Consider the following 21,915-nt stretch of genomic DNA (forward strand, 5'->3'; position numbering starts at 1 on the left):
GCCGGGTGCTGCCGGGTGGCGGCGAATGAGCCGTATTGCGTGGTGGTCTGATTCACGTTGGTTGCTGAAGTCTGCCCTCCCGGCTGGCTTGCCGGTTGTTGATGAGGACGTGCCCGGAGCCTAAATGGTTCATGCCTCGAAGGGAACGTGATGTGCACGTCACTCGGACGTCACCCCATCGAGCGATCGAACGTACGAGCGAAATTCTACTACCATGGTCATGCTCACGGGTGGCGTCACATCGGCTCTACTAGGCCTCGGTACCCTCTCACCGGCGACACCGCCACAACCGAGTCCGCGGAATGCGGACTGCCAGAAATTCAGCGAGGAGCGAACCGCGTGACCGCCGAGATGTCCGTGCCGTCCACCGCAGTGCTGACCGGGGCAGACCGGGACGGTTCCAACTACACCGCGCGGCACCTGCTCGTCCTCGAGGGCCTGGAAGCCGTCCGGAAGCGTCCCGGCATGTATATCGGCTCGACGGACAGTCGTGGCCTGATGCACTGCCTGTGGGAAATCATCGACAATTCCGTCGACGAGGCGCTCGGCGGCTACTGCGACCACATCGAGGTGATCCTCCACGACGACGGGTCCGTGGAGGTCCAGGACAACGGCCGCGGCATCCCCGTCGACGTCGAGCCCAAGACCGGGCTCAGCGGCGTCGAGGTCGTGATGACCAAACTGCACGCCGGCGGAAAGTTCGGCGGTGGCTCGTACGCCGCGTCCGGCGGTCTGCACGGCGTCGGCGCCTCGGTCGTCAACGCGCTCTCCGCGCGGCTCGACGTCGAGGTCGACCGCAACAGCAAGACGCACGCGATCAGCTTCCGCCGCGGCGTCCCCGGTGCCTTCGCCAAAGCCGGCCCGGATGCTCCCTTCGAGCCCGCGAACGGGCTGCACAAGGGCAAGCGCATCCCCAAGATCAAGACCGGCACCCGGGTGCGCTACTGGGCCGACCGGCAGATCTTCCTCAAAGACGCCAAGCTCTCCCTGGAGACGCTGCACGCCCGCGCCCGCCAGACCGCCTTCCTGGTGCCGGGCCTGACCATCATCGTCCGGGACGAGCGCGGCATCGACGGCGCAGGGAAGACGGAAGAGACGTTCCGCTACGACGGCGGCATCAGCGAGTTCTGCGAGTACCTCGCGCAGGACAAGGGCGTCTGCGACGTCCTGCGGCTGACGGGCCAGGGCACGTTCAAGGAGACCGTGCCGGTGCTCGACGAGCGCGGCCACATGACGCCCACCGAAGTCACCCGTGAACTGGCCGTCGACATCGCCCTTCGTTGGGGCACCGGTTATGACGCGACGGTCAAGTCGTTCGTCAACATCATCGCCACCCCCAAGGGCGGCACCCACGTCGCCGGATTCGAGCGCTCGGTGGCCAAGACGGTCAACGAGGTGCTGCGGGCCAGCAAGCTGCTGCGCGTCGCCGAGGACGACGTCGTCAAGGACGACGCCATGGAGGGCCTCACCGCCGTCGTCACCGTGCGGCTCGCGGAGCCGCAGTTCGAGGGCCAGACCAAGGAGGTGCTCGGCACCTCGGCGGCGTCCCGGATCGTGGCCCAGGTGGTCAGCAAGGAACTCAAGGCGTTCCTGACCTCCACCAAGCGGGACGCCAAGCAGCAGGCGCGTGCCGTTCTGGAGAAGATCGTCGCCGCGGCCCGTACGCGTATCGCCGCCCGCCAGCACAAGGAGGCGCAGCGTCGGAAGACGGCGCTGGAATCCTCGTCGCTGCCGGCCAAGCTGGCCGACTGCCGCAGTGATGACGTCGACCGCAGCGAGCTGTTCATCGTCGAGGGCGACTCGGCGCTGGGCACCGCCAAGCTGGCGCGGAACTCGGAGTTCCAGGCGCTGCTGCCTATCCGCGGCAAGATCCTCAATGTCCAGAAGTCGTCGGTCTCGGACATGCTGAAGAATGCCGAATGCGGCTCCATCATCCAGGTCATAGGGGCCGGTTCCGGCCGCACCTTCGACATCGACGCCGCCCGTTACGGCAAGGTCATCTTCCTCGCCGACGCGGACGTCGACGGCGCCCACATCCGCTGTCTGCTGCTGACGCTGTTCCAGCGCTACATGCGGCCGATGGTCGAACAGGGCCGGGTCTTCTCCGCCGTTCCGCCGCTGCACCGCGTCGAGCTGATCAACCCCAAAAAGGGCCAGGAGAAGTACATCTACACGTACTCGGACAACGAGCTGCGGCAGACGCTCCTGGAACTCCAGCGCAAGAACGTCCGCTACAAGGACGGCATCCAGCGCTACAAGGGCCTAGGTGAGATGGACGCCGACCAGCTCGCCGAAACGACCATGGACCCGCGCCACCGCACCCTGCGTCGGATCAACATCAGCGACCTCGAAGCTGCCGAGAAGGCCTTCGACCTCTTGATGGGTAACGAAGTCGCTCCCCGTAAGGAGTTCATCACCAACTCTGCCGCCACGCTGGACCGTTCACGCATCGACACCTGAGTCGGCCGCGGCTCCGTACGGGCGTCTCTCCACCCGCGGGTGGAGAGACGCCCGTCGTCATTTCCACCCGCGTCCCACCCTGGCTCCGATCCGGTCGACGGGCCCCTCTCCGTAGCGTCGGGAGGGTCGAAATTCCCCGTCCCACGGAGGCTCAGGCCATGAGCGGCTTGCTCAACATCGCTGTGCTCATCGCGGTTGTCGCGATCGTCTTCGCGCGGCAGTTCACGGCGCAGCGGATCACATCGGAAGGCAGGAAGTGGTGGCTGATGCCGGCCGTCCTGATCTTCATGGCGCTGCGGCAGCCCGCCCTCCTGGATCCCGCCCATCGCGCCGCCTCCGTGGTCCTGCTGGTCGCGACGCTCCTCATCGGACTGGCCAGCGGTGCGGCATGGGCGTGGACGACACGCATGTGGACGGACGAGAACGGCGAGGTCTGGACCAAGGGGACCTGGGCGGCAGCAGGTGTGTGGCTCGGCGGTATGGCTCTGCGCCTGGGCCTCACAGGCATAGCCGCTGTCCTGGGCGTCCACCAGGGCAGCCAGGCGACCCTGCTGTCCGTAGCGGCGATGCTGCTGACCCGTGCCGGTGTGACCACGTGGCGGTCCCAGGGGCTGCAGCAGACGTACCGTGTCCCTGTTGCGGTCTGAGACCTGCGCCACGCACCGAAAGGACCCGACGTGCCGCCGAATGCCTGGACGAGATGGCCGCTGCGGGAGTCGCTCACCCATGAGGGCCAGAGCGAAACGCGTCTGTGGATCGGCCGCGGTATACGCATCATCGTGATCGGGGGCCTGCTGTGGGCCACCTTCGGGGCAGGGACCTTCAGCGGTTGGGGACTGGTCGCAGCGGCCGCCGGAATGGCCATCACCGTGCTGGCGTTCCGGGGCTTCTTCCACCTGACACTGGAGCGACGGATCTGGCCCTCCATCGGGCTGTTCGTCGTACTGGAGGCCGCCGCCTTCGGCTTCTTCCTGGTCGGCGCCCGTTTGCCGGCGATCGTCCTCTGGTGCGCCTGCGCCATGACGGCGATGGAGCGACTGCCCCTCAGCGCCGCGGTGCCGTGCTCCGCCATTGCACTCGGTGCATTCGCCGGGGTGAACAACGACAACTGGCTGACCACCGCCGTGACTGCCGCAGGCCTGGCCCTGGCCGGCTATGTCGTACGCCTGGACGCCGAGGCGCGCGGCAACGCACAGCGACTGCTGGCCCAGGAACGCGCGGCCCGCAAGGCCGAGGCCGAAACCGCGGCGTTCGCCGAACGAGGCCGCATCGCACGCGAGATTCACGACATCCTCGCGCACAGCCTGAGTGCCCAGTTGGTGCATTTGGAGGCGGCTCGGCAGCTGATCCAGCGCAGCACCGATCTGGAGGCGGACCGTGAACAACTGCTGGAGCGGGTGGTGGCCTGTCGTGGAATGGCGCGAGAAGGGCTTGACGGCACGCGTGAGGCTCTTTCCGCACTGCGTGGGGAGATGATCCCGGTCGAGGACTTCCTGCGCCGCCTGACGGCCGCTGAGGGCACGCAGCTGGAAGTCGTGGGTGAGCAGCGCGTACTGTCCGCGGAGGCGGGGCTCGCGGTCCGAAGGGTCGCGCAGGAGGCGCTGACGAACGCGCGCAAGCACGCACCTGGCGCTCAGGTACGTGTGCGGCTGGAGTACGCCGACGACAACGTGGGGCTGGTGGTGCGTGACTCCGGTGGGCGCGGCAAGCCGGGTGAGCTCGCACAGAGCGGTTCCGGGTACGGTCTTCTCGGGATGCGGGAGCGCGCCGAACTCCTCGGCGGAACGCTGGAGTCCGGCCCCGATGAGGAGGGCTTTGTGGTGCGGTTGCGAGTGCCCGCATGACGGCGCGTGTGGTCGTGGCCGATGACCAGACAGTGGTGCGCGAAGGAATCGTGATGCTGCTGGGGCTGCTGCCGGGCATCGAGGTTGTTGGTTCGGCGGCCGATGGGGACGAGGCCGTCCGGATGGTCGCCGAACTCGCCCCCGACGTCGTCCTGATGGACCTCCGGATGCCGCGCTGCGATGGCGTTGAGGCCACCCGTCGTATCCGTGCGGACCACCCCGGCACCCAGGTCGTGGTGCTCACGACCTACGCCGATGACGACTCGCTCTTTCCCGCCCTGCAGGCCGGCGCTCGCGGGTACCTCACCAAAGACGCGGACGGGGATGAGATCGTTCGCGCCATCGACGACGTGCTCTCGGGTGAGGCCGGGCTGTCACCGAAGATTCAGCGGCGCCTGCTGGAGCGCATCGCCGAGCCTGCACGCAGCCGCCCCGAACCCCCCGACGAGCCGCCGGACGGGCTCACCGCGAGGGAGGTTGAGGTCCTACGGCTCGTTGCGGAAGGGCAGACCAATCCGGAGATCGCTCGTACGCTGCACGTCTCCACGGCGACGGTGAAGACCCACATCAACAACCTCTTCGCCAAGGCGGGGCTGCGTGACCGGGCGCAGGCGATCCACTATGCCTATCGGCACGGCCTCGCGGACCCTCCCGGCACGGCTGCACCGTAATCCGACGAGGCGAGGTGCTTGCCCCCGGGGCAGCAGGTGTTGTTGGTGTCGGTAGTTCGGTGGCTCTGACTTGGGCGCCGTGATGGAGGCGTTCCGAGGGCATGGACGCGGAGTAGCGCCTCCCTCCTGAGGGCTCGAGACGGGGCTCATCGAGGTGATGGCGAAGCCCGTGCCGGGGCCGGCGGTGGAGTTATCCACAGGCTCTGCGGTTGCGGATTGTGTGTGCGTACGCTCGCAGGGTCAGGTCTGCGAGTCGGGCCGGTCTCATGCCTTGTCGGTGGCGCCGCGGAGTGCCGCGCTGGGACGGGTGAGAGAGCCGGCAGGGTGCGCGCAAGGGCCGCGCGCGAAGGGGGACAGGCATGTGCGCCGTGGGGGCTGGTGCGCGGGTAGCGAATGTGGCAGTACGAGGCACGGGGAGACGGGCCACCGTACTGCGATGCCTAGGGCCGATGTTGGGGGTGGGGTTTGCCGCGACGCTGGGACTGGCGTTGGGAGTTGCGTGGGCTTGCACCGTAGGGGCAGGTGGCGGACGGCCTGGTGGAATGCGGCCATCCAGGCGTGGTGGGAGAGCAGCGGAGCCAGATCCACCCGCGGCGTCAGAGCGGCGGAAGAGCAGGCGCGAGGGGCTGCCCGGCGGCAGTGCTGTCCGCGAGCGTGGTGATGGAGGCGACCGCCATCCGCGTCGGTGGACCGAGCGGCGCACCACAGCTGGCGGGCGCCGGAGCACCATCGGTCCGCTGATCGATCACCACGCGCCAGGCACGTCCGTCTGCATGCGCAACGGTGATCGCCCAACTCCGAACGACGTCCGCAGCCGGCCCACCTCCGGACGTCCGTCCGTGGGCGTCCCCCGGTTCGGGCCGCACCGAGTCGGTCCGTATGACATCGAGTGCGTCCGCGCGCCGCTCCCGGAGCAACTCGCGGACCGCGAGGTCGGCTGCCTGGGCCGGCCGGTCCCACGTCGACCGGCCCCGGCACTGGTCGAGGACGACACGGCCACTGCGCGCCGCTTCCACGACATCCTCGACGAGTTCAGTCGAGGCGCGTCCGTAGGCGTAGCCGTGGGGGAGGACGAAAAGGGTGGGGGAGAAGCGGTGACCACCGATGTGCGTCACCTCCCAGGTCGCGTTGCCCTCGTCAGCCAGCCGGGCGGCCAGCGGGCGGCCGAGGAGCGCACAGCAGCGATCCCGCTTGCCGTTGGTGCACACGAGCACCAGTGGTTCGCCGGTGTACGGTTCCCAGAGACCGCGATGATCTCCGGCTCCCGCGGCGGCGAAATCCAGCCCGAGCGCAGCTCGAGGGTCGGTGACGACGGTGGTGCGGATCCAAGAGCGGCCAGGTGCCGTGTGCGCGAGGAAGAGCCGACGCCGGGGAGTGCCGTGAAGATCGGCATGGCGTCCAGGGCGGCGGATGAGAGCAACGCGTACACCGGTATTTTCCGTCGCAGCTTCCAAGGCCCGGCCGATGTGCGGGTCGAGGTGGCTGTCCGCCAGCGCCTTGGCTCCCCACGGTCCGGTCTGCTCGATCAACAGCCAGGTCTGGGCGGTAGCTGCCGTTCCGGCGAGGGGTTCGGCCGCTTCGAGGGAAGCGGTAGTGCATGTGCTCACGAAGGTGAGCCTAACCCGGAGCGCCATGTCCGGAATGCCGGGAGAGCGGCGAGGCATGCAACGACGAGTGCGGTGGTGTGTCGTGCCTCCGGTACAGCGGAGTCGGGCACGGAGGGCGATGGCTGCGGCGCCGTCCGGTGAGGCCGAGGAGCAGGAGACCGTTGCCGGCGGCTCCTACGGCGGGTGGGCGGAGGCCCTGAGGACGTCGCGTAGGGGGCGCATGCCTCACGTGGTCGGGGGGATGGCCCTTGACCTGCGGTAGAGCCGGAGCTCCAAGGACATCTGCAGGGCGATCTGGGGATGAGGCGCGTCCGGTACGCCGCGGTTGCAGTTACGGTCGTGACGTGTTCGTCCGGGGCGGTCCCGGTGGGGTAGGAGGCAAACCGGTTTGTGACGCGGGTGGTCCGTTACGATCGACAGCTCGTCCGCCGCCGGGCCGTGCGGCCCGCCACCTGCACCATGGAGGCGCTCCCTTGGCCACGCAACAGATCCCGGTCGTCGTCCTCGCGGGCTTTCTGGGGTCGGGCAAGACCACCCTCCTCAACCATCTGCTGCGCGCCGGCGACGGCACCCGGATCGGTGCGATCGTCAATGATTTCGGCAGCATCGAGATCGACGCCATGACGGTCGCCGGGCAGGTGGACTCGATGGTCTCGCTCGGCAACGGGTGTCTGTGCTGTGCAGTCGACACCAGCGAACTGGACACCTACCTTGAGCGGCTGGCCCGCCCTGCCGCGCGTATCGACGTGATTGTCATCGAGGCCAGCGGGCTGGCCGAGCCGCAGGAACTCATCCGGATGATCCTCGCGAGCGACAACGACCGGATCGTCTACGGCGGACTGATCGAGGTCGTCGATGCCGCGGAGTTCGCGGACACCCGCGCCCGACACCCCGAACTGGACCGGCACGTGGCAATCGCCGACCTCGTGGTGCTCAACAAGGCAGACCGGATCGGGGACGAGGCGCGGCAGGAGCTCAACGGGACACTCGCGGATCTTGCTCCCGGCAAGCCGGTGATCAGCACGTCCTTCGGACGGATCGAACCGGAGCTGTTCTTCGACCGCGGTCCGGGGGAGGACCGCAACGCCGCCGTACGCCAGCTGTCGTTCGAAGATCTGCTGCGTGAGGCTTCTGCCAACGGGTCCCCGGGGGAGCGAGTCGACGGTGGTGGCGAGCATGACCACGAGGGTTGCGTCGACTGCGATCGCGATCACAACGGACACCTCCACGCCGCTTACGAGAGCGTGGAGTTCACGTCCGTCGAGCCGATGCATCCGCGTCGCCTGATGGAGTTCCTCGACAGTCGCCCCGGTGGGCTCTACCGGATCAAGGGATTCGTTCACTTCGACGTCCCGGAGAACCGTCAGAAGTTCGTGCTGCACGCGGTCGGCAACTTTCTGCGCTTCTACCCCGAGCCGTGGGCCAAGGGGGAGGAACGGTGCACCCAGCTGGTGATGATCGGCAGTGGAGTCGACGCGCCAGCGCTGCGCAAGGAGCTGGAGAACTGCCGGCAGGCAGCGCCGGCTGAGGCCGACGAGAACAGCATGTGGGGCGTGCTGCGGTATGTGCCCGCGCAGGAGGAATGAGGACGGTTGGGATGCGGGCCGTCCCGCTGTCTGCTTCGCTCACGGCGGGGTGGCCAGCCGTGAGGCGGTCGTTGCCCTTCAGGCCGGGAGCCGGCGAAGTAGGCCGTCGGCGGCAGCCCCTCCGGGTTGATTCCCGTTGCGTACAACTGACGCCGCCGGGGTGGTCGTTCGCCATCCCGGCGGCGTCGCGTGTGCGGTCCGTCGTGGTTACACGGGGCCGGCCAGTGCCGCCACCTGGCTGGTCAGCGCGAGGCCGGAGCCGTCTCGGCGGGGATCCGGTTCCGGCAGCGGGACCGCTGCACCCTTGGCGTCAGCGGCCCGTACCGGCGCCGGGCCGACCCAGGCCATCGTCAGGCAGTCCTCACCCTTCAGGAACCGCTGGCAGCGGACACCGCCGGTGGCCCGGCCCTTGCGCGGGTACTGGTCGAACGGGGTGAGCTTGGCCGTCGCCACCGAGTCGTCCAGCATGCCGTGCGACCCGGCGACGGTGAACACCATGGCGTCCGCGGCCGGATCGACCGCCGCGAAGGCGATCACCTTCGTACCCTGGCCCAGCTTGATGCCCGCCATACCGCCCGCCGGCCGGCCCTGCGGCCGTACCTGCGACGACGGATAGCGGAGCAGCTGCGCCTCGTCGGTGACGAAGACCAGATCCTCCTCGCCCGTGCGCAGCTCCATCGCGCCCACGATGCGGTCGCCCTCCTTGAGGGCGATGACCTCCAACTCGTCCTTGTTGGACGGATAGTCGGGCACCACCCGCTTCACGACGCCCTGCTCCGTACCGAGGGCGAGGCCCGGCGAGGACTCGTCCAGCGTCGTCAGGCACACCAGCCGCTCGTCGTCCTGGAGGCTCAGGAACTCCGAGATCGGCGCGCCACCGGAGAGGTTCGGCGTCGTGGTGTCCGGCAGTTGCGGCAGGTCGATCACCGACAGCCGCAGCAGCCGCCCGTGGGACGTCACCGCGCCCACCTCGCCACGCGCCGTCGCCGGCACCGCCGAGACGATCACATCGTGCTTGGCGCGCTTGGCGTCGGCGTCGAACGCCGTGTCCGCCGTGGTCGTACGCGCCAGCAGGCCCGTGGAGGACAGCAGCACCCGGCACGGGTCGTCGGAGACCTCCAACGGGACCGCGGCCACCGAGGCGCCCGCCGACTCCAGCAGGACCGTCCGGCGCGGCGTGCCGTACTTCTTGGCGACCGCCGCCAGCTCGCCGGAGACCAGCTTGCGCAGCTCCGCGTCGGAGTCCAGGACCCGGGTCAGCTCCGCGATCTCGGACTCCAGCCGGTCGCGCTCCGCCTCCAGCTCGATCCGGTCGAACTTGGTCAGCCGGCGCAGCGGGGTGTCGAGGATGTACTGGGTCTGCACCTCGCTCAGCCCGAACCGCTCCATCAGGCGTTCCTTGGCCTGGGCGCTGTTGTCGCTGGACCGGATCAGGCGGATGACCTCGTCGATGTCCACCAGGGCGGTCAGCAGGCCCTCGACCAGGTGGAGCCGGTCGCGCCGCTTGGTACGGCGGAACTCGCTGCGCCGGCGCACCACGTCGAAGCGGTGGTCGACGTAGACCTCCAGCAGCTCCTTCAGGCCCAGCGTCAGCGGCTGGCCGTCCACCAGGGCGACGTTGTTGATGCCGAAGGACTCCTCCATCGGCGTGAGCTTGTAGAGCTGCTCCAGCACGGCCTCGGGGTGGAAGCCGTTCTTGACCTCGATCACCAGCCGCAGGCCGTGCTGGCGGTCGGTGAGGTCCTTCACGTCCGCGATGCCCTGGAGCTTCTTGGACCCCACCAGGTCCTTGATCTTGGAGATGACCTTCTCCGGACCGACCGCGAAGGGGAGTTCGGTGACGACCAGGCCCTTTCGGCGGGCCGTGACGTTCTCCACCGTGACCGTCGCGCGGATCTTGAACGTGCCGCGGCCCTTCTCGTACGCGTCCCGTACGCCGCTCAGGCCCACGACCCGGCCGCCCGTCGGCAGGTCCGGACCCGGCACGAAGCGCATCAGGGCGTCGAGATCGGCGTTCGGGTGCTTGATCAGGTGGCGGGCCGCGGCGATCACCTCGCCGAGGTTGTGCGGCGGCATGTTCGTCGCCATGCCGACGGCGATCCCGGACGTCCCGTTGACGAGGAGGTTCGGATACGCGGCAGGGAGGGCGACCGGTTCCTGCTCCTGACCGTCGTAGTTGGGCGTGAAATCGACGGTGTCCTCTTCGATGGACTCCGTCATCAGGGACGTCGCCGACGCCATCCGGCACTCGGTGTACCGCATCGCGGCGGGCGGGTCGTCGTTGCCCAGCGAGCCGAAGTTGCCGTGCCCGTCCACCAGCGGCAGCCGCATCGAGAACGGCTGTGCCATGCGTACCAGGGCGTCGTAGATCGACGCGTCGCCGTGCGGGTGGAGCTTACCCATCACCTCGCCGACGACCCGGGCGCACTTCACGTACCCGCGGTCGGGCCGCAGGCTCATCTCGTTCATCTGGTAGAGGATGCGTCGGTGTACGGGCTTGAGACCGTCGCGGGCGTCCGGCAGGGCGCGCGAGTAGATGACCGAGTACGCGTACTCGAGGAAGGAACCCTGCATCTCGTCGACGACGTCGATGTCGAGGATCCTCTCCTCGAAGTCGTCCGGCGGCGGGGTCTTCGTGCTGCGGCGGGCCATCGCGGCTGCGGCTCCTTCTGCTGCGTCTACTGCCGATGTGTGATCAACGCTGTGGGATCAACGCTATTGGGTCAACGCTTCGGCCCGACGCCGGGATCGATGTTGACCGGCCGGCCGGCGGACCGACCGGCGAGTCCGATGAGTCTGACGCGGACCATTGTGGACCGCCCCACTGACAACGCTCACCACGACTCCCCCCTTCCCGCCCCGCCGCGGGGCACGGCGCACGTTCGGGGCCTTCCTCACGGGAACTTCGCCAGATGCCGACGCGGTTGCATACAGTGACAGAACTTCCTCGCAAGCGGATCGAAGGGACGTACATGCCCATGGGTCACACGGCCACAGAAGAAGCCGGCTCCGGCGGCCTGACAGCGACCGAGCACCGGCTGGCCAACGGCCTGCGCGTGGTGCTCTCCGAAGACCACCTGACGCCGGTGGCGGCCGTCTGCCTGTGGTACGACGTCGGCTCGCGCCACGAGGTCAAGGGCCGTACCGGCCTGGCTCACCTCTTCGAGCACCTGATGTTCCAGGGGTCCGGGCAGGTGAAGGGCAACGGCCACTTCGAGCTCGTCCAGGGCGCCGGCGGCTCGCTCAACGGGACCACCAGCTTCGAGCGCACCAACTACTTCGAGACCATGCCCGCCCACGAGCTGGAGCTCGCCCTCTGGCTGGAGGCGGACCGGATGGGCTCGCTGCTGGTCGCACTCGACGACGAGTCCCTGGAGAACCAGCGCGACGTCGTCAAGAACGAGCGCCGCCAGCGCTACGACAACGTCCCCTACGGCACGGCCTTCGAGAAGCTGACGGCCATGGCGTACCCGGACGGCCACCCGTACCACCACACCCCCATCGGGTCGATGGCCGACCTCGACGCCGCCTCTCTGGAGGACGCGCGGGCCTTCTTCCGCACCTACTACGCGCCCAACAACGCGGTCCTGTCCATCGTGGGCGACATCGACCCCGAGCAGACGCTGGCCTGGGTGGAGAAGTACTTCGGCTCGATCACCTCGCACGACGGCAAGCAGCCGCCGCGCGACGGCAGCCTGCCCGAGACCATCGGCGAGCAGATCCGCACCGTCGTGGAGGAGGACGTCCCCTCCCGTGCCCTGATGGCCGCGTACCGCCTCCCGCACGACGGCACCCGTGAGGCGGACGCCGCCGACCTCGCGCTCACCATCCTGGGCGGCGGCGAGTCCTCCCGCCTGTACAACCGCCTGGTGCGGCGCGACCGCAGCGCCGTCGCCGCCGGCTTCGGCCTGCTGCGGCTGGCGGGCGCGCCCTCGCTGGGCTGGCTGGACGTGAAGGCGTCCGGTGGCGCAGAGGTGCCCGCCATCGAGGCGGCCGTCGACGAGGAGCTGGCCCGCTTCGCCGAGGAGGGGCCGACCCCGGCGGAGATGGAGCGGGCCCAGGCCCAACTGGAGCGCGAATGGCTGGACCGGCTCGCCACGGTCAGCGGCCGCGCCGACGAACTGTGCCGCTTCGCCGTCCTGTTCGGTGATCCGCAGCTCGCGCTGACCGCCGTCCAGCGCGTCCTGGAGATCACCCCGCTGGAGGTGCAGGCGGCCGCCAAGGCCCGGCTGCGCCCCGACAACCGCGCCGTGCTCGTCTACGAGCCCACCGCACAGACCGACGCCGCCGGCACCGAGGAAGAGGAGGCGGCCAAGTGACCGACGCCACCACCCCCGCAGACGCCCCCGTGAGCACCATGGAGTTCCACCCGCAGCCGCGCGGCGGCGCCCCCAAGCCGTGGGCCTTCCCCGCGCCCGAGCGCAGCCGGCTGGCCAACGGGCTGACCCTCCTGACCAGCCACCGCCCCGGCCAGCAGGTCGTCGCCGTGGAGATCAACCTCATCGCCCCTCTGGAGTCCGAGCCCGAGGGCCTCGACGGCGTCGCCACGATCATGGCCCGTGCCCTGTCCGAGGGCACCGACAAGCACACCGCCGAGGAGTTCGCCGCCGAGCTGGAGCGCTGCGGCGCCACCCTGGACGCGCACGCCGACCACCCCGGCGTACGGGTCTCCCTGGAGGTCCCGGCCTCCCGGCTGCCGCGCGCCCTCGGCCTGCTCGCCGACGCACTGCGCGCCCCCGCCTTCCCGGACAGCGAGATCGAGCGGCTGGTCGGCAACCGCCTCGACGAGATCCCGCACGAGCTGGCCAACCCGGCGCGGCGCGCCGCGATGGCGCTGTCCAAGGAGCTCTTCCCGGCCACCTCCCGGATGTCCCGGCCCCGGCAGGGCACCGAGGAGACCGTCGCGCGGATCGACGCGGCCGCCGTCCGGGCCTTCTACGACACGCACATCCGGCCCGCCACGGGCACCGCCGTCATCGTCGGTGACTTCACCGGCGTCGACCTGGACGCGGCGCTGGCCGACACCCTCGGCGCCTGGACGGGCTCCGTCGTCGAGCCGCCGAAGCCGTCCCCGGTCGTCGCCGACGACACCGGCCGCGTGGTGATCGTCGACCGTCCCGGCGCCGTCCAGACGCAGCTGCTCATCGGCCGGATCGGCGCCGACCGGCACGACCGGGTGTGGCCCGCCCAGGTGCTCGGCACGTACTGCCTCGGCGGCACCCTCACGTCCCGGCTGGACCGGGTACTGCGCGAGGAGAAGGGCTACACCTACGGGGTGCGCTCCTTCGGGCAGGTCCTGCGCTCCTCCGCGCCGTCCTCCCCGGAGGGGGCGACCGGCGCCGCGCTGCTGGCCATCAGCGGGTCGGTGGACACCGCTTCCACCGGGCCGGCCCTCCAGGACCTGTGGACGGTGCTGCGCACCCTCGCGGCAGAGGGGCTGACGGACGCCGAGCGCGACGTCGCGGTGCAGAACCTCGTCGGTGTCGCGCCGCTGAAGTACGAGACCGCGGCCGCCGTCGCCGGGACGCTGGCCGACCAGGTGGAGCAGCAGCTCCCGGACGACTACCAGGCGCAGTTGTACGTCCGGCTCGCGGAGACCGGCACGGTCGAGGCGACCGCGGCGGTCGTCAGCGCCTTCCCGATGGACCGGTTGGTGACGGTCCTGGTGGGTGACGCGGCGCAGATCGCCGAGCCCGTCAAGGCGCTGGGCATCGGCGAGGTGACGGTCGTCAGCGGCTGACCCGACCGCGTGACGCCCCGTCACTCGACGGTTCGTCAGGTATCGGCTCTTGTCGACAAAGCGGCTCCCCTGGCGGTCACTTGCCACGGGAGCCGCTTTTTCTGCGCGCCGGGTCGGCTGTGTGTCGGGAGTGCGTGACTCCGTGGGGTCGCGTCCGGCGGGTGGTCGGCGTTGCCCGCTCGGTTGCGTCGGTTGCCCGATTCGCGTGTGGCGTACCGCACAAAAATCCGCTTCTGTTTGCCGATTGAAAGTTGTCCCGTTTAGCGTCGGTCCGGCTGTTCGTCACAAGTCCGCCACAACAGTGGCACCGGACAGCCATCGCCGAGTCCCCGTACGGCGCGAGCCAGGGGAGCCGGGGACCCATCCGTCCCTTGGGGTGAATCGGGCCCCTCTCCGGAGGAGCCCGTAGGAGACCTTCCTGCTCCGAACCCGTCAGCTAACCCGGTAGGCGAGAGGGAAGGAAAGGACCAGCCAGTACATGGCGTTCACCCGTGCCACCGGGAAGCACCGCCGTGCGAGCCGCAGCGCTCGTACCACCCGCACCCTCGCCGGCATAGCCACCCTCGCCGCCTCTGGCGTCGTCGCCTCCGTGGCGTCGCCCGCGCTGGCCGCCACGGACGAGTCGGCCCCCCACGAAACCGGCCTGCAGCAGGCCGTCGTGGTGGGTGACGAGCTCGCCGTCCGGATCGAGGCCCAGGCCGACGCGCAGCAGGCGACCGCCGAGGCCAACGCGGCCAGGGCGAAGGCCGAGGCCGAGGCCGTGCGGCTGGCCGAGGTGGCGAAGAAGAAGGCCGAGAAGAAGGCCGAGGAGGAGCGCGCGGCCAAGGTGCGCGCCGCCCGCGAGGCCGAGCGCAAGCGCCTCAACACCTTCGTCGCGCCCGTGACCGGTTCCTACGTCTCCACCGGGTACAAGGCGTCCAGCGGCCTGTGGTCCTCGGGCAGCCACACCGGCATCGACTTCCACGCCGCCTCCGGTACCCCCGTCCACGCCGTGGGCTCGGGCACCATCGTCGAGGCCGGCTGGGGCGGTGCGTACGGCAACAACATCGTGATCCGGATGAACGACGGTACGTACACCCAGTACGGTCACCTTTCGTCGATCGGGGTGACGGTCGGCCAGGCGGTCACCCCGGGCCAGCAGATCGCCCTCTCGGGCAACACCGGCAACACCACGGGACCGCACCTCCACTTCGAGGCCCGCACGGGCCCCGACTACGGCTCGGACATCGACCCGATCGCCTACCTCCGCGCGCACGGCGTCACCGTCTGACCTGACCGCGATCTCTCCGCCGCAGTACCGTCCCCCGGAGCCCCGGCCCGCCACCTGGCGCGCCGGGGCTCTGCTGTCTCTGTAGGGCCCTCGGTGTCTCCGTAGGGCACTCGGCGTTTCCCCCGGGCCATCGGCGGACCGCCCGCACGGCACCCCTCCCTCCCCCCGGCCGAAAAGCGCCGATGAATTCACGACGTCCCGAGGGGAAACGCGCCCCGGTCGAATAGAGTCGGGGAAAGTCGCCGAGCGGCGACGTTTCCGGGAATTACGGCGGAGGCACGGACGATGCGAGGTCACATTTCCGCGCATGCGGTGTGTACGGCGATTCGTGACGATATTGTGTCGGGTGTGCTCGCGCCGGGAAGCCGGTTGGTCGAGGACATTCTCGCCGCGCGGTACGGCGTCTCCCGGGTTCCGGTGCGGGAAGCGCTGCGCACCCTCCAGTCCGAGGGGTTCGTGACCACCCGCCACCACGCGGGCGCCTGCGTCGCCGAACTCACCGAACAGGAGGCCGCCGACCTCCTCGACGTCCGCGCCCTTCTGGAGCCGCTGGGCGCGGCCCGTGCGGCTGCCCGTCGGAGCTCCGCCCACCTGAAGGTGTTACGCGGCCTGGTGCGACTCGGCCGGGAGCGGGCCCGCCACGGTCACCCCGCGGACCTGCGTCAGCTGGACGCCTGGTTCCACGAAACGCTCGCCCAGGCGGCCGGCAGCCCCAGCCTCACGACGCTCCTCACGCAGCTGCGGCGCAAGATCGAGTGGGTGTACGCCGTGGAGCCGCCGGCCCGGCCCGCCGATTCGTGGGACGAGCACGGCGCCGTGCTCGACGCGGTGGCCCGTGGTGACGCGGAACGGGCACGCGCCCTCATGGCGGCGCACGTCGAACGGTCGCTCCCCGTGTACCGGCTGCGGCGTGCCGCTCCTGCTGTGAGGGAGGTGAAACGACCCGTCAACACGGCACGCGCCCGCACTTAACAATCGCCCCGTATACAAAGAGGGTGCGTAGGGGAATTGCTGGCGTGCGGAAGGAAAGGTGGGGGTGGGGCGGAGAGGCTGAGTGCTCGAGCTCCGTTCTCGTCACCCTGGCGCGATGAATTCACCGGAGGGGAATTCTGGTCGGCGAGATATCCGGGCTAGCGGAAATTCTCGTATGGCGAAAGAGGGGGCGGAAAAAGAAGGCGGTTGGGCGATTTCCGGGCGAGGCTCACCGACGCCCGTACGTAATGCCACAGCGTCCTGCCCCCCCACCGCGCTTCCGGACGCCGGTGTGACGCCGGCCGGCGAGACTGCCGCACGTGCCCGCACATGACCGCACACGACGTCACCTGCGATGGCCCGCGTAGCCGAGGCTCCCGCGACGCCTCCACAGCGAAACGACCCCGCCGCAGTAGCCGGATGTCCCGGTCACCGCGGCGGGGCCGCATCAGGAGAAGTAGTGGACGGGGCGCGCGGCCCCGGCGCTCCTCAGACAGTCTCGGGGAGCTCCTCGAGACCCTCCGCGACCAGCTTCGCCAGGCGCTCGAGCGCAGCCTCGGCACCCTCGGCGTCGGAGGCCAGCACGATCTCCTCGCCACCCTGGGCGCCCAGGCCCAGGACCGCGAGCATGGACGCGGCGTTGACGGGGTTGCCGCCGGCCTTGGAGATCGTCATCGGGACACCGGAGGCGGTGGCCGCTCGGACGAAGATCGACGCGGGGCGGGCGTGCAGGCCCTCGGCCCAACCGACATTGACGCGACGCTCAGCCATGGTGTTGCCCTTCAAAGTCGTGACTGTTGTCTAGACCATTCTCGCACGCTGTCAGGAGTGGTCCCGCAGTCCTCCGTCCCGGCTTCCCGGCCCCCCTTCCAGGTCCTCGGTGCCACTGCGGCGAGGCCCGGGAAAACGAGCGTACGCACGTCGAGCCCGTTGTCGGTGCCCCGCCGTACGCTGTCCGCATGCAGACGCCGCCGGATCACGCCTACCCGACCCACTGGGAAGCCGACGTGGTGCTGCGCGACGGCGGCACGGCACGCATCCGGCCCATCACGCCCGCCGACGCCGAGCGGCTGGTCTCCTTCTACGAGCAGGTCTCGGACGAATCGAAGTACTACCGCTTCTTCGCGCCGTATCCGCGCCTGTCCGACCGTGACGTCCACCGGTTCACCCACCACGACTACGTCGACCGGGTCGGCCTGGCCGCCACGGTGGGCGGCGAGTTCATCGCCACCGTCCGCTACGACCGGATCGACGAGCGAGGACTGCCCGCCAAGCGCCCCGAGGACGACCAGGCCGAGGTCGCCTTCCTCGTCCAGGACGCCCACCAGGGCCGCGGCGTCGCCTCCGCCCTCCTGGAGCACATCGCCGCCGTCGCCCGCGAGCGCGGCATCCGCCGGTTCGCCGCCGAGGTCCTGCCCGCCAACACCAAGATGATCAAAGTGTTCACGGACGCCGGGTACACCCAGAAGCGCACCTTCGAGGACGGCGTCGTCCGCCTGGAGTTCGACCTCGAACCGACCGAGCAGTCCATGGCCGTGATGCGCGGCCGCGAGCAGCGCGCCGAAGCCCGCTCCGTCCAACGCCTGCTCGCCCCCGGCTCGATCGCCGTCATCGGCACCGGCCGCGCCCCCGGCGGCATCGGCCGCACCGCCCTGCGCAACATCCTCGACGCCGGCTTCACCGGCCGGGTGCACGCCGTCAACCACGCCTTCCCCGAGGACCTGCGGCGTCTGGAGCCCGAGGGCGTCCCCGCCGCCCGTTCCGTGCGCGAGATCCCCGATCCGGTCGACCTGGCGGTGATCGCCGTCCCCCCGGCCGGCGTCCCCGACGTCGTCCGCGACTGCGGCGAACACGGCGTCCAAGGAGTACTGGTCCTCTCCTCGGGCTATGCCGAGGCCGGCCCCGACGGCCGCGAGCGGCAGCGCGACCTGCTCCGCCAGGCCCGCTCCTACGGGATGCGCCTCATCGGGCCCAACGCCTTCGGGCTGATCAACACCACTCCCGACGTCCGGCTGAACGCCTCCCTCACCCCTCGGATGCCCGGCGCCGGCCGGATCGGCCTGTTCACCCAGTCCGGCGCGATCGGCATCGCGCTGCTCAGCGGACTGCACGCACGCGGCCCCGGCGACGGCGGCATCGCCGGTATCTCCACCTTCGTATCCGCCGGCAACCGCGCCGACGTCTCCGGCAACGACCTCCTCCAGTTCTGGTACGACGACCCGCACACCGACGTCGCGATCCTCTACCTGGAGTCCATCGGCAACCCCCGGAAATTCGCCCGGCTGGCCCGCCGCACCGCCGCCGTGAAACCCGTGGTGGTCGCCAAGGGGGGCCGACACCACGGCACCGCCCCCCTGGGCCACGCCGTCCCCACCGTCCGCGTCCCCGACAGCACCGTCGCCGCGCTGATGCGCCAGGCCGGCGTGATCCGCGTCGACACCGTCACCGAACTGATCGACGCCGGGCTGGTGCTGGCCTCCCAGCCGCTGCCGGCCGGCCCGCGCGTCGCCATCCTGGGCAACTCCGAATCGCTGGCCCTGCTGGCCTACGACGCCTGCCTCACCGAAGGGCTGCGCCCGCAGCGCCCCCGCGTGCTGCCCTCCGCGGCGACCCCCGACGACTTCCGCGCCGCGCTCGCCGAGGCGCTCGCCGGACCCGGCTGCGACGCCGTCGTCGTCACCGCCATCCCCTGGGTGGCGGAGGAGGACGCCGCCGCTCCGGGGGAGAGCGAGGGCACCGCGCTCGCCGACGCCCTGCGCGCCGCGGCCGCCGCCGACCCGGGCAAGCCGGTCACCGTCGTCCACCTGGCGATGGACGACCTGGCCGAGACGCTCGCGGCCCCACCGGAGCCCTACGACCCGCACGCGCCCCGCGAACCGGCCGCCCCGCCTCAGAGCTCCGCCCCCGAAGCCCAGGCCGGGCCCGTCACCCCGCCCCGGCCGCCGCACCCGCCGTCCCCGCCCCGCCCCCCGGCCCCCGCGCCCGCCCCGGACCGGGCACCCGCCCCCGACGCCCCGGCCCGCCCCCGCCCCGTCCGCATCCCCGCCTACCCGGCCGCCGAGCGCGCCGTCCGAGCCCTCGCCGAGGCCGTCCGCTACGCCGCGTGGCGCCGAGCGGCCACCGAACCAGGCCGGGTGCCCGCTTACGACGACATCCAGGAGGCGGCGGCCGGCGCCGACATCGAGCAGCTGCTCGACCGGCTCACCACGGACGTCGCCCCCGGCCGCTCCGTCGCGCTGCCGCCCGCCGACGCCGAGGCCCTGCTGGCCCGCTACGGCATCCACTCCCGCCCCACCCTCCCGGCCCCCGACCCGGACGCCGCCGTCCGCGCCGCCGCCCGCCTCGGCTACCCGGTCGCCCTCAAGACCACCGCCCCCCACCTGCGGCACCGCGCCGACCTCGGCGGCGTCCGCCTCGACATCGCCGGCGAGGCCGAACTCCGCCGTACGTACGCCGAATTGACCGACTTCCTGGGCTCCCCCGAAGAGCTGGGGCCGGTCGTCCAGGCGATGGTGCCGCGCGGCGTCGACACCATCGTCCGCGCCGCCATCGACCCCGCCGCCGGCGCGGTCCTCTCCTTCGGACTGGCCGGCGCGCCCTCCCAGCTGCTCGGCGATATCGCCCACCGTCTGATTCCGGCCACCGATCGCGAGGTCAACGAGCAGATCCGGTCGATCCGCAGCGCCCCGCTGCTGTTCGGCTGGCGCGGTTCGCAGCCCGTGGACACCGCCGCCCTGGAGGAGCTGCTGCTACGGGTCTCCCGGCTCGTCGACGACCACCCGGAGGTGGTCGCCGTCGACCTCGAGCCCGTCGTCGTCGCCCAGCACGGCCTGGCCGTCCTGGGCGCCTCCGTCCGGCTCGCCAGACCGCCCGCCACCACTGACCTCGGGCCCCGCCGGCTGCCCGTCTACTGAGGCTCTCGCGGCCCGGCACGCCCCGTAAGATGGACCTCATGGCTAAGACCGGTACGACGACCCAGGGGCTGCGCGCGGCGATCGAGCGCAGTGGCTATTACCCGACGCTCGTGGCCGAGGCGGTGCAGGCCGCGGTCGGCGGCGAGCCGGTGGTGTCGTACCTCGTCCACCAGGAGACGACCTTCGACGCCAACGAGGTCCGCCGCCACGTCACGGTCCTGGTCCTGACCGGCACCCGCTTCATCGTCAGCCACACCGACGAGCAGGCCGCCGACGCCACCTCCCCGTCCCCCTACGCCACCACCTCCACGGAGTCCGTCAAGCTCGGCCGGATCTCGTCCGTGGTGCTCAGCCGCGTCGTCGCCAACCCCGAGTCCTACACCCCCGGCCAGCTGCCCCGCGAGGTCGTTCTCACCATCGGCTGGGGCGCGGTGGCCCGCCTCGACCTGGAGCCGGCCAGCTGCGGCGACCCCAACTGCGACGCGGACCACGGCTACACCGGTTCGTCCACCGCCGACGACCTCTCCCTCCGGGTCAGCGAGGCCGGCGACGGCCCCGACTCGGTGCGCGAGACGCTCACCTTCGCCCAGGCGCTCTCCGAGGCCACCGCGGCCACCAGCACCCGCTGATGGCCTACACCGCCCCCTTCTGGCCGGAACCGGAACCGCTCGACCCGCTCACCGCCCCGGTGCCCCGCTACGGCACCGGCTCTCTCGCCGACCTGCTGCCCGCCATCACCGCGGGCCAAGGCCTGCCCGGCGTCACCACCGGCATGGAGCTGGCCCCCGCCGACCGCGCCTGCGTCTTCCTGATCGACGGGCTCGGCTGGGAACTGCTGCGTGCCCACCCCGGTGAGGCCCCGTTCCTCACCTCCCTCCTGGACACCTCGTTCAACGGCACCGGCCACCCGCTCACCGCCGGCTTCCCCGCGACCACCGCCACCTCCCTCGCCTCGGTCGGCACCGGCCTGCCCCCGGGCGCCCACGGCCTGCCCGGATACACCTGCGAGGACCCGGCGACCGGCGCGCTGATGAACCAGCTGCGCTGGCGCCCGTGGACCGACCCGCACACCTGGCAGCCGTACCCCACCGTCTTCCAGCTCGCCGACGCCGCCGGCATCCACACCTGCCAGGTCTCGGCACCGGACTTCGCACAGACCCCGCTCACCCGGGTCGCGCTCAGCGGCGGCACCTTCCACGGCCGGCTCTCCGGCGAGGAGCGGATGGACCTCGCGGCCGAACAACTCGCCGCCGGCGACCGCTCGCTGGTCTACACGTACTACTCCGAGGTCGACGGCAAGGGCCACCGCTACGGCGTCGACTCCGACGCGTGGCGCGGCCAGCTCCTCTACGTGGACCGGCTCGCCCAGCGGCTCGCCGAACAACTCCCGCCGCGCAGCGCCCTGTACATCACCGCCGACCACGGCATGATCGACATCCCCTTCGACCCCGAATCCCGCATCGACTTCGACGAGGACTGGGAACTGCGCGCCGGCGTACGCCTGTTGGGCGGCGAGGGCCGGGCCCGTCACGTGTACGCCCACCCGGGCGCGGCGGCCGACGTGCTCGCCGTCTGGCGCGAGGTGGTCGGCGACCAGATGTGGGTGGCCGGCCGCGAGGAGGCCATCGCCGCGGGCTGGTTCGGGCCGCACGTCGACGACCGGGTCCGCGCCCGGATCGGCGACGTGGTGGCCGCCGCCCACGCCGACATGGCGATCATCGCCGGCGAACGGGAGCCGGGGGAGTCGCAGATGGTCGGCCTGCACGGCTCCATGACCCCGGTGGAGCAGCTGGTGCCGCTCCTCGAAGTCCGCACCTGACCGCAGCCGCGCCCCATCCGCGCGCCCCGCAC

The 21,915-nt window shown here is 70.8% G+C and carries 15 protein-coding genes and 1 riboswitch; of the genes, 12 read left to right on the top strand and 3 right to left on the bottom strand.

Translation table 11 applies throughout. The annotated features are described in order from the left end of the window. Positions 1–339: 339 nt before the first annotated feature. The 4 genes from CG747_RS24010 (at position 340) to CG747_RS24025 (ending at position 4,975) form a co-directional block, all read left to right on the top strand. Positions 340–2,460, top strand: a complete 2,121-nt coding sequence (locus CG747_RS24010; protein WP_100603890.1) for a type IIA DNA topoisomerase subunit B — start codon at positions 340–342, stop codon at positions 2,458–2,460. Positions 2,461–2,618: 158 nt separating this feature from the next. Then, positions 2,619–3,107 carry a DUF1453 domain-containing protein gene (locus CG747_RS24015; protein ID WP_100603891.1) on the top strand — a complete coding sequence of 163 codons (489 nt, stop codon included), beginning with the start codon at positions 2,619–2,621 and terminating at the stop codon, positions 3,105–3,107. A 30-nt stretch (positions 3,108–3,137) separates the two neighbouring features. Further along, the gene (locus CG747_RS24020) at positions 3,138–4,304 is read left to right on the top strand and encodes a sensor histidine kinase (protein ID WP_100603892.1); all 1,167 of its coding nucleotides are present in this window, start codon (positions 3,138–3,140) and stop codon (positions 4,302–4,304) included. After that, positions 4,301–4,975, top strand: coding sequence for a response regulator transcription factor (locus CG747_RS24025; RefSeq protein ID WP_100603893.1), 675 nt, complete (start codon positions 4,301–4,303; stop codon positions 4,973–4,975). Before CG747_RS24020 ends, CG747_RS24025 begins: the two co-directional genes overlap by 4 nt. Positions 4,976–5,571: 596 nt before the next feature. Here the strand turns inward: CG747_RS24025 and CG747_RS24030 are convergent. Next, positions 5,572–6,582 (bottom strand): sucrase ferredoxin, encoded by a 1,011-nt coding sequence (locus CG747_RS24030; RefSeq protein WP_100603969.1) that lies wholly within the window; start codon positions 6,580–6,582, stop codon positions 5,572–5,574. Positions 6,583–7,055: 473 nt separating this feature from the next. Between CG747_RS24030 and CG747_RS24035 the strand changes: the two genes are divergently transcribed. Further along, the gene (locus CG747_RS24035; protein ID WP_100603894.1) at positions 7,056–8,168 is read left to right on the top strand and encodes a GTP-binding protein; all 1,113 of its coding nucleotides are present in this window, start codon (positions 7,056–7,058) and stop codon (positions 8,166–8,168) included. Between the two features lie 207 nt (positions 8,169–8,375). Here the strand turns inward: CG747_RS24035 and CG747_RS24040 are convergent, their stop codons facing one another. Then, complete coding sequence (locus CG747_RS24040; RefSeq protein WP_100603895.1) at positions 8,376–10,820, bottom strand: DNA topoisomerase (ATP-hydrolyzing) subunit A; 2,445 nt, start codon at positions 10,818–10,820, stop codon at positions 8,376–8,378. Positions 10,821–11,146: 326 nt separating this feature from the next. Here CG747_RS24040 and CG747_RS24045 point away from each other — a divergent pair, with 326 nt between their 5' ends. The 4 genes from CG747_RS24045 to CG747_RS24060 all read left to right on the top strand — a co-directional run bounded on the left by CG747_RS24045 (position 11,147) and on the right by CG747_RS24060 (position 16,150). Then, on the top strand, positions 11,147–12,487 hold the full coding sequence (locus CG747_RS24045) for a pitrilysin family protein (RefSeq protein WP_100603896.1): 1,341 nt from the start codon (positions 11,147–11,149) through the stop codon (positions 12,485–12,487). 38 nt (positions 12,488–12,525) lie between these two features. Beyond that, positions 12,526–13,908, top strand: a complete 1,383-nt coding sequence (locus CG747_RS24050) for a pitrilysin family protein (protein WP_180985692.1) — start codon at positions 12,526–12,528, stop codon at positions 13,906–13,908. A gap of 309 nt (positions 13,909–14,217) precedes the next feature. Beyond that, a riboswitch (cyclic di-AMP (ydaO/yuaA leader) is annotated at positions 14,218–14,374 on the top strand. Positions 14,375–14,386: 12 nt separating this feature from the next. Further along, positions 14,387–15,178, top strand: coding sequence for a M23 family metallopeptidase (locus CG747_RS24055; protein WP_100603898.1), 792 nt, complete (start codon positions 14,387–14,389; stop codon positions 15,176–15,178). A 285-nt stretch (positions 15,179–15,463) separates the two neighbouring features. After that, the gene (locus CG747_RS24060; RefSeq protein WP_180985682.1) at positions 15,464–16,150 is read left to right on the top strand and encodes a GntR family transcriptional regulator; all 687 of its coding nucleotides are present in this window, start codon (positions 15,464–15,466) and stop codon (positions 16,148–16,150) included. Between the two features lie 489 nt (positions 16,151–16,639). On the opposite strand, the gene CG747_RS24065 is transcribed toward CG747_RS24060, so the two are convergent. Continuing rightward, complete coding sequence (locus tag CG747_RS24065; protein ID WP_100603900.1) at positions 16,640–16,921, bottom strand: HPr family phosphocarrier protein; 282 nt, start codon at positions 16,919–16,921, stop codon at positions 16,640–16,642. A 188-nt stretch (positions 16,922–17,109) separates the two neighbouring features. On the opposite strand from CG747_RS24065, the gene CG747_RS24070 reads away from it, so the two are divergent. The 3 genes from CG747_RS24070 to CG747_RS24080 are packed head-to-tail and all read left to right on the top strand — an operon-like array spanning position 17,110 to position 21,883. Further along, a complete protein-coding gene (locus tag CG747_RS24070) occupies positions 17,110–20,064 on the top strand; it encodes a bifunctional GNAT family N-acetyltransferase/acetate--CoA ligase family protein (protein WP_100603901.1) in 2,955 nt (984 codons plus the stop codon). Positions 20,065–20,102: 38 nt separating this feature from the next. Next, entirely contained in the window at positions 20,103–20,693 is a 591-nt protein-coding gene (locus CG747_RS24075; protein ID WP_100603970.1) for a DUF5998 family protein, read from the top strand. Then, positions 20,693–21,883 carry an alkaline phosphatase family protein gene (locus CG747_RS24080; RefSeq protein ID WP_100603902.1) on the top strand — a complete coding sequence of 397 codons (1,191 nt, stop codon included), beginning with the start codon at positions 20,693–20,695 and terminating at the stop codon, positions 21,881–21,883. Before CG747_RS24075 ends, CG747_RS24080 begins: the two co-directional genes overlap by 1 nt. Positions 21,884–21,915: the final 32 nt, after the last annotated feature.

Source organism: Streptomyces sp. CB02959, from assembly GCF_002803155.1.
GTDB lineage: Bacteria > Actinomycetota > Actinomycetes > Streptomycetales > Streptomycetaceae > Streptomyces.

Bases quoted from the DNA above. Each gene is read 5' to 3' on its own strand.
- CG747_RS24015 (WP_100603891.1), top strand. From the start codon at position 2,619: ATGAGCGGCTTGCTCAACATCGCTGTGCTCATCGCGGTTGTCGCGATC.
- CG747_RS24025 (WP_100603893.1), top strand. From the start codon at position 4,301: ATGACGGCGCGTGTGGTCGTGGCCGATGACCAGACAGTGGTGCGCGAA.
- CG747_RS24040 (WP_100603895.1), bottom strand. From the start codon at position 10,820: ATGGCCCGCCGCAGCACGAAGACCCCGCCGCCGGACGACTTCGAGGAG.
- CG747_RS24045 (WP_100603896.1), top strand. From the start codon at position 11,147: ATGGGTCACACGGCCACAGAAGAAGCCGGCTCCGGCGGCCTGACAGCG.
- CG747_RS24050 (WP_180985692.1), top strand. From the start codon at position 12,526: ATGGAGTTCCACCCGCAGCCGCGCGGCGGCGCCCCCAAGCCGTGGGCC.
- CG747_RS24055 (WP_100603898.1), top strand. From the start codon at position 14,387: ATGGCGTTCACCCGTGCCACCGGGAAGCACCGCCGTGCGAGCCGCAGC.
- CG747_RS24060 (WP_180985682.1), top strand. From the start codon at position 15,464: ATGCGAGGTCACATTTCCGCGCATGCGGTGTGTACGGCGATTCGTGAC.
- CG747_RS24065 (WP_100603900.1), bottom strand. From the start codon at position 16,921: ATGGCTGAGCGTCGCGTCAATGTCGGTTGGGCCGAGGGCCTGCACGCC.
- CG747_RS24070 (WP_100603901.1), top strand. From the start codon at position 17,110: ATGCAGACGCCGCCGGATCACGCCTACCCGACCCACTGGGAAGCCGAC.
- CG747_RS24075 (WP_100603970.1), top strand. From the start codon at position 20,103: ATGGCTAAGACCGGTACGACGACCCAGGGGCTGCGCGCGGCGATCGAG.
- CG747_RS24080 (WP_100603902.1), top strand. From the start codon at position 20,693: ATGGCCTACACCGCCCCCTTCTGGCCGGAACCGGAACCGCTCGACCCG.